The organism is Nostoc sp. NMS2, assembly GCF_017115105.1.
Taxonomy (GTDB): domain Bacteria; phylum Cyanobacteriota; class Cyanobacteriia; order Cyanobacteriales; family Nostocaceae; genus Nostoc.
In genome coordinates this window covers 1-18395 of sequence record NZ_JABXKH010000183.1, presented here as the reverse complement: position 1 = coordinate 18395, position 18395 = coordinate 1, and the positions used below count along the sequence as shown (strand labels likewise).

The window sequence follows — 18395 nt, the reverse complement described above, 5'->3', positions numbered from 1 at the left end:
AGTCAAATAACTCTTGGTGAAAATTGATGACCTTTGAATTAAATTACACCAAGACTCTGCGATCCTTTGCGTTTCAAATCGCTACTTTTTTACGCAAAACTGTACTTAGATTTTTCCGCTCAACAAAGTTAATTCATTACCCTCCTTCAGAGTATGAATCATGGCTACTTGTTCGGGTTGAGCATCCTTTACAACTAATGCAACCATTCTTTGTGAACCTCGCGTCAACTGCACTGGGAAAGTCAGGACTTTGAGTTGACTACCGGTGGACATATCACGGAACAGTACGCTATCTCCTTCGATACGAGCGATTCTGAAGCTGATGTCCTTGGCCTCAGTTGCTTTCCGCAGAGCTTCTACAGCCGTCCAAATCCGCATACCAGCGAAATCCCCTGAGTCATCCGATCGCAGCAGCAACTGTTGCATTAACGGCTGTCGTGCATCACTTAGCAATGCATTCCACTCTTGCTGGGTACGATGGCTTACAGGTTCAATATCGCAACCTTGAGATCCCCATCCCGCCACACAGAGACAAACACGTTGATCGTGAGAAAGAGAAACTTCCACTTCCTTCTGAGCCACTCCATCAACCACCGGTTTTCCAGATACAGTCCAGTTAATTTCAACCTGGGGAGCAAGGTTAGCATTACCGTTAAGTAGTTTACCGAGAGCCTGATAGAATAAAGGCAACTCCTGGAGATGACGTTCGGCGGGTGATAAAATGCCCATTTCAGGCAGATAAGCTAAAGAAATTTCTGGGGTGCTAACTCTAAAGAAACCTGCGCGATCGCTAATTTTTTTGTGCAGCAGTATTTCATCTCTGCGGTGGGGATCGGCTAGTTCTGCAACTGTCGGATAATCTGCACGGTGTTCTAGTAGCCGCGCCTCATATCCACTCAGCTTTTCGACAACTTGCCCATCTTCAGTTACGACAAGCACAGTATTGCGGAATTGTTTACCTGATTGACCCTGATGTACGGCGATCGCAATACACGAATTACTCTGTTCATCATCTGGCTGGTAGATTTCGATCCGCTCAATCAATACAGGAAGGCAATTTTCCTGTGGAATCAACAGTTGTCCAGCTTGGAGCAACGAGTCTCTGTAGTAAGGATCTCCGAGCAAGAAAGGCCCTTCTGACCTGTCTAAGTTGGCTACTTGCTTAGAAGAGAAAGTAAAGTTTCTCTGAGTACGGAATATACATTTGTCAGAATTTAGGGTGTAAATTTGCTGTAAGCGTTGGAAACGCGGCCCTTGGAACAGCAGCCAACTGTAGAGATCCTCTTGAGGTCGAATATCCAGTGGTGTAGATGGAAGTTCAACCGACTCGATAGCAGGAGTTTTTGCGCTACTAAGAATAAAGGTAGCAGAAAAATGGCTAATATTGAACCCAGTTTTTTCTGTTTTAATAGTTACGCACACCTGCTGGGGATCATTTTTAGACTCTCGCTCCAGTACCTCGGCATGAATTTCTATGTCCAGCCCTTTTTCTGGATCGACAACAATTGGACGCTCTAGGCGAATATCTGCAATGTCAAGAGTTGGCAAGGTATTCTTACTCATCACATAAGCAACTGCTTGAGCCATAGCCTCTAAGCCGAAAACCGTGGGAAACAGGTAAGAACCTTTATATAGGTGATCTAGAAGGTAAGAATCTCGTTCTAGACTCAAATGTGCCCGTGCAACCATCTCCACACCAGGTTCGCACAACAGTACCCGTTCTAAGAATTTTGACTCTTGAGGCGGTAAACACCGTTCGGCGAACCAAGTATCGAAACCACCTGTCTCAAAGGCAGAAAGGGCTTGCATCGGCGCAGCAACTACCACTCGCAGATCGGCAGGTTCATTCTCAATCAGATGCAAGAACCGAGCGACACCTGCATCTTTGGGAATCGCTTTGATGCCCATTTTATTCAGACTGCGAACGCTTCCCATCCGCGCTCCCATACCGACTTCTTCCCAAACACTAAACGCCATCGAAACAACAGCAGTTTGTGGATGTTGAGCTTTGAAGCGGCGCAAAATCAGGTCTAAAGCTTCATTGGAAAAGCCGTACCAAGCATTACGCTGCATTCCGGTAATACCAATAACTGACGAGAAACCAGCAAATAACTTCAGTGGTGTATTGGCAAATTCCTCATACAAATTGAGAATACCTTTCAGCTTGGGCTTGGTTTCATCAAATGCTGCTTCTACAGACACTTGTTCAATCAGTCTCGGCCAATTTAGGGCAGCGCCATGAATGACTCCTGTAATCTCGCCCAAGTCTTGGCGAATTTGCCGGAGGACAGCCCTTAAAGATTCGGGGTCGGCAACATCACAACTGTAGCAAAGACAGGTTAATCCTTCAGCACTGAAGCGTTCGAGAGTCCGCATCACTTCTGCATTTCCAGAACCAACAGTATGTTTGTCTGGAAGTGGTGAACGACCAACAAGGGCCATACGTACCCCTGTCTTCTTTGCCAAAGCTAAGGCACACTCCGCAGTAATACCCTTAGCTCCACCAGTGACAAGAATGACATCTTTAGAAGACCAGGTAATGCCTCGGTCTTCATACTCGACTGGTTCTTGTACTTGCGGCCGAGGAACATAACGAGTCAGATTGGCATCGTAGCCCGCAGCTAGATACAAATGAGGATTAGCAAGCTCTTGCGTTACGCATTTTGCAATCTTGGCGGAACTGAGCTTGGTAGAAAAATCAATGACTCTCACCTTGAGATCGGGGCGTTCTAGATGCAAACTAGATGCAAAACCAATTGCACAGCATTGCTCGATCTCTGCAAACGGTGGCTGTGTACCGAAATGTCCGCCACCAAATTGGATGTACGCCACTGTTGTATGGGTGCGGGCTGTTTGCGAGGCTGGGGGTGGAGTAGCAATGCTGTGGACTCGCTGAATCATATTGAGTAAACGGGCATCTGGCGATGACTCATGACTCGGTTTCTGGGGAAGCACAGCAATGAAGTGAGTGAAATCTTTGCTGTCAATGACTCCTTGGGTTAAGGCTGCGGCAAAGGATAAGGTTTGAGCCTTGGCACCTTGGTTACGCAGTTTCTTAGACAACGCTTCCGCTATTGGAACTTCATTGGTTTCACACAGAATGATGGTGTTGGCAGTTTGCCAGTTCTCCTCTGGATGCTTGCCAAAAGCAACTGGTGTAGATGCCTCTGCAACAGTTTGAACTATGTAGTCACGCACCCGTGGTTTGCGATCGCTCTCTGGTGTCTGTACTGATAGTTGAGTCTGGCTGCGAGCCTCTGGATGAGAGCCATTGCTATTCGCTTTCACTTCATTACTGCTTTGGGGTATGACAACCTGAATCGCCTCAGCAATCTCTTGAATTGTGGCATTAGCCATAGATGCTGGGTCAATTTTGCCCGCAACACCAAATTCTTGTGTGGCAGCAGCAATCACTTCCCCGGCTTTAATCGAATCGAGGTTGAGGTCATCTAGTAGTCTAATTTCTGGTGTGACGCTCTCTTGAGGAAAACCTGTTTGTTTGACAATAAAGTCCACAAGAAAGCTTTCAACACTAAGGTTTTGCTTGCCATTAGTAGAAAGACTAGGTATAGGAGCAATCTGAGGTATTTCTGGCATCACAAGCTCAATCGCCTCAGCAATCTCTTGGATTGTGGCATTGGCCATAGATGCTGGGTCAATCTTGCCTGCAACACCAAATTCTTGTGTGGCAGCAGCAATCACTTCCCCGGCTTTAATCGAATCGAGGTTGAGGTCATCTAGTAGTCTAATTTCTGGTGTGACGCTCTCTTGAGGAAAACCTGTTTGTTTGACAATAAAGTCCACAAGAAAGCTTTCAACACTAAGGTTTTGCTTGCCATTAGTAGAAAGACTAGGTATAGGAGCAATCTGAGGTATTTCTGGTTGAGAGATGTAGGAAATTGACTTTGACGAACCGTTTACTAAGTTAGAAGTGCCATTGCTGGGAGTAGAAAAACCATTCTTTGAGGAGCCATTGGAAGTAGCAGAGCCGTTATCGTTGGTGCCGTTGGGAGAATGGGGCAAACTTTGCAAGTCTGCTCGGATTACCTCTGTCAAAAACCTTCCACGTTGGGAAATGTAATTTGACAACATTTCCCAAGGAACTTGGTTTTGTTCATTAGGCATTGGATGCAGGGAAGCATAAGACACTGCCGAAGCAGGAGGTATTTGCTCTGTAGATACTTGGAATGTTCGCTCTACGGGATTTTCAATGAACACTCGTTCTGATGCTGGTACAAAAGGACGAATCAGACGATTCTCGTAAAGAGCTTCCCATTTAACTTCACTACCACGGACAAATATGGCAGCGAGCATGACATTTAAATCTTGATGCACTCCAGGCTTTGACTCAACAGGTAGGCAAGATATGCCATTGGAACCAGTAATATCACTTACTAGACCAGAAAGGACTTTCCCCGGGCCGACTTCCACAAGTAAATCGCAGTTTTGTGAGAGTGTCTTCACCAGCGAAATAAAATCCACCTGTGCCAGGATCTGATTGGCAAAGTGGTCACGCAACGGTAGCCCTGGCTCGATCTGCTGACCGTCTACACTGGAAAATAGAGGTACGTTAATTTTTTCTAATCGATCCGGGATGAGTTCTTGCTGTCTCAGATGTTCAGCTGCAGTTGCAACTAATTGAGAATGGAAAGCATTAGAAACTGACAGCCGACGGGTGCGAATTTCTGCTGCTTGAGCTAGGGCGATCGCTTGCTCAATACTCGCCAATTCACCGGAGATCACCATCTGCTGCGGAGTGTTGATATTAGCTAGGACGACGTAGCCACTGACTTGCTGAAGAATATTCTCTGCTACCTCTTGAGAGCAAGCTAGACTTGCCATTGCACCTTGAGTTTCACCTCCCACAGTCGCAGACATTGCCTGTCCGCGAATTGCAGCTATATAGAGAAGGGATTTTTCGTCAAAGGCTCCGGCTGCGTAAAAAGCAATTAATTCCCCAAGGCTATGACCCCCTACAGCAACCGGTTCAATTCCCAGACGCTGGAGATAGCGTAGCCAAAGCAACGAAGTCAAAGAAATTGCTGGTTGAGCAACTTGTGTTTGCGCTAGTGCTGTTGACCACTCTTCAACTTGTTCTTGATTGACGGCACGGTCTAGGGGTAAAAATATAGAGTCTCGCACACCCGGAAAGCCATCTGCACGCAACCAGCTATCTGCTTGCTCCACGAGTTCTCTAGCCCAGGAATAGCGCTCTACAAGCAAACGAGCCATATTCAATTTCTGCGAACCCTGTCCGGGAAACAGAAAACCAACTCGATTTTGCCGGACGTTATTCCCTACCCACACTTCTTTTTGCGGGCTAACAGCAAATTCTCCTTGAGCAGGGGGCGTTTCACGCAATAATTTTTCTAGGAGACTGAGATGTTTAACTAGCTCCCCAGGCTTACCAGCGATGACAGCTGCCCGAACAGGTAGTTGGGGTTTGAGGTTGCGGGTCAGGTATGCAGCCAGGTCAACCAATTCAGCGATACTCAAACCTTCTACTTTACTGCTCAAAGTCCGTGTTTGTTCGAGTAAAGCGGGAATAGATTCAGCACCCAGGACGAAAATCTCTGTATCCTGGTGAGAAACTAGTAAAGACCGTTCTTCAATAGATGTTTGCAATCTCTCGGCTGGAGCATCGCCAGATTCAAGGGTAACATGGCAATTAATCCCCCCAAATCCCATAGCAGACACACCAGCCCGGAGAATATTTGTTTGAGGACGGACTTCTCCTTGCAAAATGGGATAAAGGGAACGGGCGGAACCCTCAAATACGGCATTAGGTTCTTGGCAATCAGCTACTGGTGGTACAACTCGACGGTTAACAGCCATGACTGATTTAATGAAAGCGCCGATCCCGGCTGCGGCTTTGGTGTGACCAACTAGGGATTTAAAGGAAGTGATCCCACAGGAGCGGGGATTTGGTTCACCATAAGCATTCATGGCTAAGGCAATCCCTTCTAATTCTGTGCGATCGCCTACTACTGTCCCAGTTCCGTGTCCTTCAATAAAATCGAGGGTATGTGGACTGTAACCAGCTCTTTCGTAAGCACGGCGCAACGAAAGAGCTTGTCCTTCACGGTTAGGTGCTGTAATGCCACCTTTACCATCAGATGATATGCCCCAGCCATTCAATACTGCATAGATATAGTTGCCATCCGCACGCGCCTCTTCTAAGCGCTTGAGAACGACAAAACCGCATCCTTCACCAGGGATAAAGCCACTGGCTCGGCGGTCATAAACTTTCATATCTGTACTAGTCAAAGCACCAGTCTTGGCAAACCCAATCAGTTCAAAGGTGTCTAGACTGATATCTACACCACCAGCAAAAGCCAGGTCTAAGTCGCCATTTCTTAAAGCAGTAGCAGCGTTAGCCACAGCAATTAAGGAAGAAGAACAGGCTCCATCGACTGTGTAACCGCCACCGTGGAAGTTGAAAAAATTGCAAACTCTGCCTGCGATCGTATTGGAAAGATTACCTGCAAGTGTGTCTTCTGTAATTGGTGAGAATACAGACTTGTAGTAAACTTCCATTGTCTCTACTAGGGAGTCTATAACTTGTATGGGAAGTTTTTGGGCTTGCGCTGTGGCAATTAAGGCCCGCCGGACATAGGGCCAACGCATTCGCATACTAGTGGAGCGAGAAAATTCCCCTGTCAGGGTGTTGCCAAGCAAGACACCAGTACGCTCAGTCGGAATGGTTGTACGTTTGTATCCGGCATCCTCCGCGGCTTGGATGGCAACTTCCAAAGCTAACCATTGAGCAATGTCTGCGGAATCTACTACGGTTTTAGGAATGCGCCACTTAACCCAGTCAAACTCAAAACCATCGATCACAGCCATACGGCTACCGTAGGTTTTGTCTGGCGCTGCTGGATCTGGATCGTAATAGTCGCCAAGAGGTAAGCGCTGATCTGGCGATCGCCGAAACTGTTGTCGCTTGGCTACTATGTTTTCCCAAAGTTGTTGTAAATCATTTGCGCCAGGATACCAACAACCCATTCCAACGACTGCAATTCCACTAGGGTCAGATGCTGTGCTGTGCATATCTGTAATTGCTTTAAATTTGTTCGGAAAATATTAACTAGCCTGCTGAAGCGAAAACCACCTTAAGCTTTAAAGGAGATATGACAAAGTAAGAAAATGCAACACATTGTAAATAAATAGCTGTAATGCAATGATTTTAAGTCTTAATTTGATTGCAAAAGCTTTTTACAATATGTCCTATTTACAGACATCATGTTACACTCCCTTAAATTGTAGGTAAACAATATTGCTTTCTAAACCTTACCAAAGGAAGCAGGAAATTAATTAAGAAATTGGACAGTTGAAGAAGTATTTATGATTTTGGCAAAATTGAACAGAGTTTGTTGTGAATTCAGATTTTTACCAAGTTTACCTGAAGCTGCATTTAAGTAATTTGCAATGATATAGGCTGTAATGCTAAAAACCCTATTTGGTTTGCAACCAGTTATTAAGTGCAAATTTATAGAGAATTTGGGATAACAAAAATTTCCAAATTTCTTGATAATTAGCTCAAAAACTAGCCCAATATCGCTGATACCTTAGACCTGGTGTTGCTTGCTTTATACTAGAGATGAACTCGTGGTGTTCATTGATTGATACCAATATAAAGGTATTGAAATACTATTGAAACGGTATAAAACAGTATAGATTGGTAAAATTTATAACTTACAAATAAGTCTAAAAAAACTGGTTATAGCTTTTAAAGCAACGTAAAAAGAGAATATCACCGTTATTACCCTTAGATGTCAATGTATTCCTTATCCTAATATTAAATAAAGTTTTACCAAAACAACACTCACGAAACTTTCAAAAAATCTACTTACAATTGCTCCTATTGCCTTCATCTCTTACCGAAGAAGAATTCAGAATACATCCGCCTGAATCCAGAATGGATTCTGTGCGACTGGATGTCCAAGGGAGGTTTAAAGCCCCCGATTTTAAACGCGCGTGATATTAATTCTTTCCGTGGCTGTTACCCCTGACTTGACTGCTGGGGTATTCTGAATTCTGAACGCGAAGAGCATGCCGGAGGCATTATTCTGTCTTCTGAATCCTTCTCATATCTAACTGTTTGTTTAAGCAGAATTTGGAGCGAGTCAGTTAATCTAATTGACACTCTTAGATACCCAAAAACTCGAACATTACATAATTAAACTTACTGCAAAAGGGAATCGGGGTTACTATTGGCTACTCTGACTCCCCACCCTCTACATTGATTATCATTCCTACTCGCTGAGGATTTTATTTTTTAGAAGTCCCTAAACCCGTACTTCTCACAAGTCCCGCGATGGCTACGCCCGCCGCAGGCATCGCAATCTTCATAATCCTTACTCAGGATATGTTTCGGGCATTTTTAATCGGTTATTTTTTGATGCAGTGTGAAACACCGAAATCTAGATTTTATAAGGCTTTGAGAATTGTAGCGAGAAATCCGGGTAAACCATATTTTCAAAACCAGTCCAGTTAAATAGTTATCTAAATATCTCGCTTTACCTCTTGTAATTTAAAAATTCTTCTGATACTATGACGATGTTGCTAGAGACCGATTGGTCTTTAACTAGAGATGACAAATGTCCAAAGCAAAAATTACCCGAGAAAATATTCTGCAAAAAGCAGCAGAACTGTTTAACAAGAAGGGTTATAGTGGTGTTTCAATGTCAGATATTATGCGTGCCACAGGTTTGCAAAAAGGAGGCATTTATAACCACTTCCAGAGTAAAGAAGAATTAGCGCTTAATGCTTTAGACCTTGCTTTTAACCTTGTTAATCAACGTTTCCTCAATGTTTTGAAAGGAAAGACCTATACAATTGAACGTTTAGAAGCCATAATTTCTGTTTACCTGAGTTTTGTGATTGATGAGCCGCTTATACCTGGTGGATGCCCGATATTGAATACAGCGATTGAGAGCGACGATACCAATTCTGCTTTACTTTTAAGAACGCAGGAGGCAATGAACAGTTGGCGGCAACTTATTTGTCAAATTATCGAAAAGGGAATTGCTAGAGGTGAAATTTCTCAGACTGTTGAAGCCGATTTGGTGGCAACCATTATAATTTCTAATCTTGAAGGAGCGCTGATGATGAGCCAACTCTACAAAAAGCGTATTCACATGGAAAGAGTGAGCGAACACTTGAATAGGTATCTAAAAAGTCTTCTGCCATGAAAAGACTAATTTAAACACAGATAAATTTTTTTGGACTTTAAAAGACCGATTGGTCTAAAAGTGTCAAAATTTGGCAAGTTTAGTATGCAAGCAACACAAGATCATTATTTGCAAATAAGGTCTATATATGCCCTGTTATAGATCCAAGCAGGTAGTCGATACAAGTGCAGCGATCGCTTCTCAAGAATTTTGGGGGGTTAAGAGCAATGGAAAGTAACTCAGGTGAAAAGTTAGGGCGTTCATTCCAGTGCTACCCCATCTCAAATTGAAAGCAAAGAAACTAGCGTTATTCAGCACCATACTCTGTTACGCGGTGACGCAGGCAGAAAATTCCCCAAAGAATTTACGCTTAAAGTCCTACCGCATCGAGCGTCGAAATGTGGAAGTTGTGTATACCGACAGCGATCGCGTTCTTGTACAGGGAGCAATTGAGTCTGATGATATGGTCATCGTTGACGGAATCCAACAAATTGTGCTTGGTGAGATAGTGCATCTTGCAGGCTTTTAAAAACATGCTTTGAGGCTTTAATCATGCTGGCTCCAAATGACAAAACAAACAATCTGTCTAATGCCTGGAAAATCTTGGCTTTGACTAACTTAGCCGTTTTTGCAGCATCCCTGGATGCAACAGTGCTATTTGTTGCCTTCCCCAGCATCCAGAATACCTTTTCTGGGGTTTCCCCAGCCCAGCTTTCATGGGTTCTGAACGCATACACAGTCTTTTATGCTGCACTTTTAGTGCCAGCCGGACGCTTGGCAGACCGAATTGGTCGGCGCAAGGTGTTTCTTTCAGGTGTAGCGACGTTTACCCTCGCTTCTGTATTGTGTGGAATAGCACCCAGCCCTGAGCTATTAATTGCGGCTCGCAGTTTTCAGGCTATTGGTGGTGCGATGCTCACCCCTGCTTCATTAGCGTTAATTCTGACTGCATTTCCCAAAAACAAGAGGGCAACTGCTGTCACTATCTGGGGAGCTGTAGGTGGTTTAGCAGCAGCAATCGGCCCTTCCTTGGGAGGGGTAATTGTCCAAACCTGTGGATGGCGATGGGCATTCTTCTTAAACCTTCCTATCGGTGTTATAGCCATCATCTTCGGTAGTCGATTGCTGTTTGAATCGCGCGACCTTAACGCTAAAGATATACCAGATGTAATTGGTGTAATGCTATCGATCGCCGGAGTTGGTCTTGCAGCTCTAGGAATAGTTCAAAGTAACGAGTGGGGCTGGAACGATAACCGGACAATCATTACCATAGTTGTGGGAATAGCACTGCTAATTTTGTTTTTGTATCGTTCGACTCAAGTTAAATCTCCGGCGTTCGATTTGAAACTTTTCCATGACCCAAATTATCGATTCGCCAACTTAGCTACGCTAGTTTTTGGCATGTCTTTTAATGCCATGTTCTTCGGGCTTATACTCTTTTTGACTAAAGTGTGGGGGTACTCCACCTTGGCTGCTGGACTTGCAATCACTCCGGGCCCACTAATGGTTGCTTTTGTGACTCCATTTGCCGGTCGAATTGCTGATACCAGAGGTCATCGTGTGCTGATTGTTCCTGGTGGGATCATTTTTGCAATGGGCGCGTTGTTATTGTACACCCAAGCACAGGTAACGCCATCTTTCTTCGCTATTTGGTTACCATCAGCAATTTTAATTGGAATTGGAGTTGGGCTACTGTTATCAATACTTAGCAGTGCGGCAGTACATTCGATTCCACCGAACCAATTTGCTGTTGGCAGCGCAATTAACCAGGCAATTCGTCAAATAGGATCTGTTTTGGGAATCGCCATTGTGATTGCACTTTTAGGTAGACCATCACCAACCGAATTACTTAATGCTTTCGACAGAATTTTTGCATTTTTGATTGCAGGTGGTTTGTTGACCTCACTAATTGGAATAAATATCAAAACTCAGTCAAAAGAAGTTTGAAGTTATAATCATGAAATTACCTCTTTTGTCAAGTCGAGTAATGATCAAAAATTTGTTGTAGAAAGAGCGATCGCCAAGGAGTGCGCCAAACAGTTTAATACGACGATGTTGCACACAGGTTATAAAAGGGCATGAGAATTATGTCAACTCTGTTTTACCGCAATATCCAGTTGTTGTTTCTAAGCATTAGTCCGATCGTCGTGTTGCTGTTGGGACTTGCGGCTTTTCTAACCATGCCCACCTGGAAGATCCTGTGTTGACTCGGCGCAATGCTTTGATTAAAACTGCTTTTTCTGGAACAACTTTCGATTGTGTGGAAACGCTAGTGAGTAACAAAATTGAGGAATAACTATCTGATATTGAGAAGATCAAAAATATGGAATCTACCTCACGCTCAGGCTTCTCAATTTCATCATTGTCCTTCTAATGCGTACCTCCTGCGTTTTTGATGTTGGCACGCAGACCTTATAATACTAGTTACTTTACGAGGAAACTATCAAAGTTGGATGCAAAAGTTTAAGTCTAAATTCTAGCTTTACTATCTTCTAAACGCAGTTATACTTTCTAGTGCTTATCTATTTATCTTTTCTTCACAAAAGAGTGCTAACAAACAAGACACCAGGAGGCAAGCTATGACAGTTAAGCTACTTGAGCCTAAATCATCTATTCAGCCAACTCTATATAATGCAAGTAAGCCCAAGGTAACAGATGAGTTAGAGTTAGCACAGCTAAAGTTAGAACAAGCTAGCAGTTTATCACCTCCATTTAATCAGCAGATATTAGCCTACTTAGACGATTCAACAAGAGAAATTTTCAAAAGTTGTAGTATTAATTTATATTTATGGAATCAGAATAGTTTTCTCAGGATTTTTTGTCCCAGCTATCTAGTGTTTTCTTATTTAAAACGACGGAGAAAATGGATATTTTGTATTCATAATTCTCTCTTAGAATTAGTAGGAAGCGTGAATGAAATTGAAGTTGTTTACCAAGAAGGTAAAAAAATAAATGTATTCTCTAAAAAGTTGATTAATTAAAAATTGAGATAAAATTGAGATAAACACATAGCATTCCTAATTTGATTTTTGAGTTTAATGTCTGTTTCAAAACTACTACCTATCATCATTGATACTCATGCTCCTTTTCCAATTGCCACTCAGCTTTCTGGACAGATTAAGCTGTTGATTGGGACACAATATTTGAAACCTGGAGATAGCTTACCAACAGTTATTCAACTAGCAGAATACTTGAATATAAATCACAACACTATTGCCTTAGTATATTCTGAACTAATTGAAACTGGATATCTAATAGCTAAACGAGGCAGAGGAACTTTTGTAGCTGAAAGTGAATTGGTGCAAAAGTCTATTAGTCGTGACTCTCTCTATCAAGTACTAGAACAAGCTTTTTTGATAGCTACTCAGATGGAGTTAAGCCCATTTGATTTTGGATTGACTGCTTATACTGTGGCTGTGAGTTCAAATGAGCGTAAACAAGTTATTCCCCTGAAGCTAGCATTTGTAGAATCTCTTCAATCTGAGGCTGATTTGTATTTTCACTCTGTCCAAGCAGAAATCAGCAATCCTGTATCATTACTATATTTAGAAGATTTGCAAACTCGTCAAGCAGTAGCTTTGAGAGAATTACATACCTGCGATCTAGTGATTACAAATTCCCAATATGCATGGAATGTAACTCAAATGACTGCTTCAAAACAGGAAGTAATCGGAGTAAATTTTGAGCCAGATTTGCCAATTATAACACATATTTCAACTTTAAATCGTGGGAGCAAGATATTAGTTATTGGTCAAAAATTAGGCGAAGGTAAAAATATGAAACAGATGCTAGAAAAATGTGGATCTTCCCACTTAAATTTGCAGTCATTCGGTCTTGAAAGTGTTCAGTCAGATTTTAATCTGCTAAATAAGTTTGACCTGATTTGTGCTTCTCAATCTGCGTATGATTATATCCGAGAAGTCAGTCCTCAACCTGAAAAAGTTGTGAGTTTTAAATTTATTATTAACAGAGCTAGTGCATCTGTTTTAAAAACTCGCTTAGTTGCAATCCAAATGAAAGAGTAAGCTAAATTATCAAGGTTATTCAGTACCTGTTATGCCAAACTATTTTTCCCATGAGTGACACAGGAAAATAGCGACCTTACTTATACTCTGGGAGAGCAGTAATTGCCTGAAGGGCTTCGTCACACCATGCCACCCAATCTTGTTGATAGCGAATTGTGCGGCGAATAATGAGATGCATATAGAGATCCTTAGGTGTCAAGGATTCTAGGTTCTGAGCAAACTGTTGGTCAAGTTTTTGTATTTGATGCGCCTTTTCGAGGTGGAGTTGTCGCCGTCGTTCAATTTCGCGCACAATCACCTCTATATCAATAAGATGTCCAGCAAGTCCTATTACACCCAAATCTTCACGGATTGTGGTTGGTTCAGTAGGTTTCATTAACCAGTTAGTTAGTTCTTTCTGCCCTTGTGTGGTTATGGAGTAGATTTTCTTATCCAGCCGTCCCGGTTGGGGAATCGCTTCATAGGTAACATTGTTCTGTTGCTCCAGTTTGCCTAGTTCAGCATAGACTTGCTGGTGGCTAACCTTCCAAAAACAACTCCCAAAGCCTTCATCAAATTCTTTGGCAACTTCATAGCCACTCAGAGGTTGACGGGAAAGAAAAGCTAGAATCGCGTGCTTGAGAGCCATAAAAAAGACTTGACGTAATCAACAATTTAAGTCTATCATAATTTTGTATTCAAATATTTGAATACAATAAAATTAGTTCAATCACTGGTGATTAATTATGGTGGCTTCTGAAATAGGGATGAAGTTGCGCCATCCGCGTGGGATTACCGTTGTCATTGCTGGCTTTGTTATGGTGGTGGCGGCTGTAGTTGTCTATCACAAAATTACAAGTCGTCCATCTCAGCAAATAGTATCGGCTACTAAACCTACTATCAGAACAGTCTCAGCGCTAGGGCGATTGGAGCCAGATGGTGAAGTTGTGAATGTTTTTGCCCCTACATCTATTGATGGTGCGAGAGTAGATACCCTGAAAGTTAATCACAGTCAATTTATTCGTAAGGGGCAGATAATTGCCATCCTAGATACATATACCCGTCGTCAAGCAGCCCTGCAAGAAGCAAAACAGCAAGTTGTGGTTGCTCAAACTCTTTTAAAGCAGGTTGAAGCTGGTGCAAAGTTGGGGCAAATTCAAGCGCAGGAACAGGTAGTGGATCGACTACAGGCGGAGTTGGTCACGGAAACAGCAGCGCAAGAAGCGACGATCGCTCGTGTGAAAGCAGAATTAGAGAATGGGGAACTGGAAGCTCGACGCTATCAGCAACTCTACATAGAGGGGGCTGTCTCTGCTTCCTTGCGTGATACTAAGCAATTAAAGGCGGATACCGTTAGGGATAGCTTAAACGAAGCCCGTGCTGCTTTGAACAGGATTATTCTTTCACGGCAAAAGCAGATTACAGAAGCGAAGGCGACACTGAAGCAAATTGCTGAAGTGCGTCCCGTGGATGTAGAAGTAGCGCGATCGCAAGTAGCCCAAGCAAAGACTGGGGTAGCTAGAGCAAAGGCGGAACTGGATTTGGCAGTTGTGCGATCGCCCCAAAATGGGCAGGTTTTGAAAATTCATACCCGTCCCGGAGAACTAGTAGGTAATAAAGGCATCATTAGCCTGGGACAGACTCAAAAAATGGTTGCGGTAGCAGAAATCTATGAACTAGATATTAGCCGAGTCCGGGTTGGTCAATCTGCAACGATCGCTAGTAAGAATAATGCCTTTGCAGATGTGTTACACGGCAAGGTGTTTGAAGTTGGGCTAGAAGTCGGTAAAAAGGATGTGTTAAACACCGATCCAGCAGCGCAATTTGATGCGCGAGTTGTGGAAGTGAAAGTCCATTTAGATCCAAAATCTAGCCGCAAGGTTTCTGGTTTAACGAATTTAAGCGTTCAAATGGAAATTAATGTCCAATCTTAAGGAGGGCATGATGACGACAATTATCCATCCTCAGCCTGTATCTAATAAAGCCAAGAAAAAGAAAAAACCACTTTTTCTATCGTGGTTGCAGTTGCGGAAAGAGCGATCGCGCTTGATGGTTGCCATTGCGGGGATTAGTTTTGCTAATGTGCTGATGTTTCTGCAATTGGGTTTTAGAGGAGCTTTGTTTAGCAGTGCAGTAGAATTTCACCATAGTTTGAATGGCGAACTCGTGATGCTGAGTGGCCGCTATCGATCGCTCATTTCCTTAGATCGCTTTACGGAAAGACGATTATATCAGTCACTAGGAGTAGATGGAGTGCAATCGGTAAGTCCGATTTATCTCGATTTTATTCAGTGGCGCAATCCTTACAACAAAGAAATCTGGAATATTTTTGCGATCGGTATTAATCCAGAACATCAGGTAATGAACTTAGCCGGTGTGCAAGCCTACCGTAAACAACTGAGAACACCGGATACAGCTCTCTTTAATGAAGGTTCCCGTCATGAGTTTGGGCCGATTGGACAAAACTTTCAAGCAGGTGAGCAAATTTCCACTGAAATAAATCAACGGCAAATTCGCGTTCGGGGATTATTTCAACTTAGTCCCACCTTTGGTATAAATTCTTATTTAGTCACCAGTGATATCAACTTCTTACGCATGGCGACATCCCGCCAATCAGGATTAATTGATGTGGGGGTAATTAAGCTCAAGCCTGGTGCTGATGTCCAAAAAGTTCTGGTAGATTTGCGATCGCGCTTACCCGATGATGTCAAAGTTTTAACCAGAGAAGATTACGCCAAAGCTGAAGTTGCTTTCTGGAATGCCAGTACACCAGTCGGCTATACCTTTGATTTAGGAGTGGTCATTGCCTTTATCGTTGGAGCCGTCATTGTTTATCAAATTCTCTACAGCGATGTCACTGAGCATTTACCAGAATACGCCACCCTCAAAGCTATGGGATTTAACGATAAATACTTACTAGTTGTTGTATTTCAAGAGTCACTCATTCTAGCAATATTAGGCTTTATTCCTGGCATCTTCATTGCTTTAACAATTTATCAAATTACTCATATTGCGACCCTGTTACCAATGGCAATGAATGTAGGACGGGTAGTATTCGTTCTCATTTTGACAACAATCATGTGTTCGTTTTCTGCCGGCATAGCAGTGCGTAAGTTACAGACAGCAGATCCCGCTGATATTTTTTAGGAGTTGGTAATGACCGAATTACTTTCACTTGAGACAGTTTTAAGCGAACATTCTTTCCCAGAATCAGCCATTTCGATTTCTAATCTTAATCACTACTTTGGTCATGGTTCTCTTCGCAAACAGGTATTATTTGATGTCAATTTGCAAATTGAGCGCGGTGAAATCGTAATTTTGACAGGCCCATCGGGTTCTGGAAAAACTACATTGCTGACATTAATGGGTAGTCTGCGTTCCGCCCAAGAAGGGAGTCTCAAAGTTCTGGGACATGAATTGCTTAACGCTGACAAACAACAGATGACTTTGCTTCGTCGCCATATAGGTTACATCTTTCAAGCACATAACCTATTAGGCTTTTTGAGTGTCTATCAAAATGTGGAAATGGCTTTAGAAATGCACGACATTACAGCAGAAGAAGCCGATATTCGGATCAAACACATTCTGACATCAGTTGGGCTAGAGCAGCGCATTCAGTACTATCCTAGCAATCTGTCTGGTGGACAAAAACAACGCGTGGCGATCGCACGGGCTTTGGTTGGACAACCTAAACTGATCCTTGCAGATGAACCAACGGCCGCATTAGACAAACAATCAGGACGAGATGTAGTAGAAATTCTCCAAAGTTTGGCAAAGGAACAGGGCTGTACAATTTTGTTAGTCACTCACGACAACCGCATTCTGGATATCGCCGATCGGATTATTTACATGGAAGATGGCCGTTTAGTTGATCGTTCTGACGTAGCCACACTCGTGCATTAGGCTTTTTAATTAACAAAAATTGCATTTTTATTATCTATTCTAATTGAGTAGTAAAATAATATATTTTAGGTGTGAAATTGGAGTTGATACTTATTCACAGGAAGTTAAATTATGAAATACATCACACCAATTAAGTCTAGTTATAAAGATGATTTATTGAGTAAAACTTACACTCAAATCCGGCAAGAAGTACTGCCAATTCCAACTTTGGTAATGCACTCTGTTTCTCCAACATTATTTGCAGGCAACTGGTCTTTATTTCGTGAGATTTTTTTAGTAGACAACCAAGTCAGTCGTGATGTTAAAGAGGCAATCAATCTTGCGGTCTCAAAGCTTAACACTTGCCCATATTGCATTGATGCTCACAGGATCATGTTGTCAGGTTTGAAGCAGCAGAAAATCGCAACGGCAATTGTCAACAATGACCTCAACGCCATTGCCGATCCCAAGTTAAAAAGTATTGTTGAATGGGCTTTATCTTCTAATCAGCCGAACCATCCACTTTTACAAAACCCTCCTTTCAACTCCGTAGAAGCACCAGAAATAATTGGTGCAGCCTTGAATTTCCACTACACAAATCGGTTAGTAAATGTCTTTCTTGATAAAGCATTTATCCCACTCCCCTTTGGCAAAGGGATTGCCAGATGGATAATTCGTAAAGTCATGGTCAAAACTGGGCTAGTAGGAGCATCGAGAAACCCTGGCAAATCCCTTGTACTTCTACCAGAGTCAATCCTTACTGATGATTTTCAATGGGCAGCACCGAACCCATTTATCGCCCAAGCCTTAGCGAGGCACGCAGTAGCAATTGATGAAACTATTGGTAAGTTTGTCTCGCAAGATGTTCAAAGTTTTGTCGAGCAGACTATCAACAAGTGGGACGGACAAGACAAAGGAATCAGTAGACACTGGGTTGAAGTTTTAACAGATGGGTTGGATTTACGAGCAAAGGCGATCGCAAAACTGGCCCTACTGACTGCCTTTAGCTCTTTTCAGGTAGATAAAACGGTGATCGATGAATTCAAGTCCTACTTTCCTCTAGATGAGCAATTGCTAGCAGTTGTGGTCTGGGCAAGTTTCTATACTGCACGCATGATCGCAAGCTGGATCAATTTATCACAAACTGTGCTATTTGCTTAACGCTTTTCTATAACTCTCATGAAAACGAGAAAACATTTATGCAATAGAGCAAGAAATATTGTATCCAAATTATTTTTCTGATGGATAACTTCAGCAGGGAATTGAGCTTATTTTGGACTATACAGCATTTACGGCTGTTATGAGGTACAGTAGCAGCAACTGGCAAACCAGTTTC

The 18395-nt window shown here is 42.7% G+C and carries 11 protein-coding genes; 9 read left to right on the top strand and 2 right to left on the bottom strand.

Annotation, left to right across the window (positions count from 1 at the left end):
• Positions 1-105 precede the first annotated feature (105 nt).
• Complete coding sequence (locus HWQ36_RS34255; protein WP_292711652.1) at positions 106-7050, bottom strand: type I polyketide synthase; 6945 nt, start codon at positions 7048-7050, stop codon at positions 106-108.
• Positions 7051-8600: 1550 nt separating this feature from the next.
• On the opposite strand from HWQ36_RS34255, the gene HWQ36_RS34250 reads away from it, so the two are divergent.
• The 5 genes from HWQ36_RS34250 (at position 8601) to HWQ36_RS34230 (ending at position 13198) form a co-directional block, all read left to right on the top strand.
• Entirely contained in the window at positions 8601-9194 is a 594-nt protein-coding gene (locus tag HWQ36_RS34250; protein ID WP_292711649.1) for a TetR/AcrR family transcriptional regulator, read from the top strand.
• A 265-nt stretch (positions 9195-9459) separates the two neighbouring features.
• Positions 9460-9702, top strand: coding sequence for a hypothetical protein (locus HWQ36_RS34245; protein WP_292711646.1), 243 nt, complete (start codon positions 9460-9462; stop codon positions 9700-9702).
• Positions 9703-9725: 23 nt separating this feature from the next.
• Positions 9726-11120, top strand: a complete 1395-nt coding sequence (locus HWQ36_RS34240; RefSeq protein ID WP_292711644.1) for an MFS transporter — start codon at positions 9726-9728, stop codon at positions 11118-11120.
• A gap of 632 nt (positions 11121-11752) precedes the next feature.
• Complete coding sequence (locus tag HWQ36_RS34235; RefSeq protein WP_292711641.1) at positions 11753-12154, top strand: hypothetical protein; 402 nt, start codon at positions 11753-11755, stop codon at positions 12152-12154.
• Positions 12155-12211: 57 nt separating this feature from the next.
• Positions 12212-13198 carry a GntR family transcriptional regulator gene (locus HWQ36_RS34230; RefSeq protein WP_292711638.1) on the top strand — a complete coding sequence of 329 codons (987 nt, stop codon included), beginning with the start codon at positions 12212-12214 and terminating at the stop codon, positions 13196-13198.
• A gap of 76 nt (positions 13199-13274) precedes the next feature.
• Here the strand turns inward: HWQ36_RS34230 and HWQ36_RS34225 are convergent, their stop codons facing one another.
• A complete protein-coding gene (locus HWQ36_RS34225) occupies positions 13275-13826 on the bottom strand; it encodes a PadR family transcriptional regulator (RefSeq protein ID WP_292711635.1) in 552 nt (183 codons plus the stop codon).
• A gap of 97 nt (positions 13827-13923) precedes the next feature.
• Between HWQ36_RS34225 and HWQ36_RS34220 the strand changes: the two genes are divergently transcribed.
• The 4 genes from HWQ36_RS34220 to HWQ36_RS34205 all read left to right on the top strand — a co-directional run bounded on the left by HWQ36_RS34220 (position 13924) and on the right by HWQ36_RS34205 (position 18220).
• Positions 13924-15111 (top strand): ABC exporter membrane fusion protein, encoded by a 1188-nt coding sequence (locus HWQ36_RS34220; protein ID WP_292711632.1) that lies wholly within the window; start codon positions 13924-13926, stop codon positions 15109-15111.
• 10 nt (positions 15112-15121) lie between these two features.
• Complete coding sequence (gene devC / locus HWQ36_RS34215) at positions 15122-16324, top strand: ABC transporter permease DevC (protein WP_292711673.1); 1203 nt, start codon at positions 15122-15124, stop codon at positions 16322-16324.
• A 9-nt stretch (positions 16325-16333) separates the two neighbouring features.
• Positions 16334-17080: a DevA family ABC transporter ATP-binding protein gene (locus tag HWQ36_RS34210; protein WP_292711628.1), complete on the top strand. Its 747-nt coding sequence runs from the start codon at positions 16334-16336 to the stop codon at positions 17078-17080.
• Positions 17081-17191: 111 nt separating this feature from the next.
• The gene (locus tag HWQ36_RS34205; protein ID WP_292711625.1) at positions 17192-18220 is read left to right on the top strand and encodes a carboxymuconolactone decarboxylase family protein; all 1029 of its coding nucleotides are present in this window, start codon (positions 17192-17194) and stop codon (positions 18218-18220) included.
• Positions 18221-18395 lie beyond the last annotated feature (175 nt).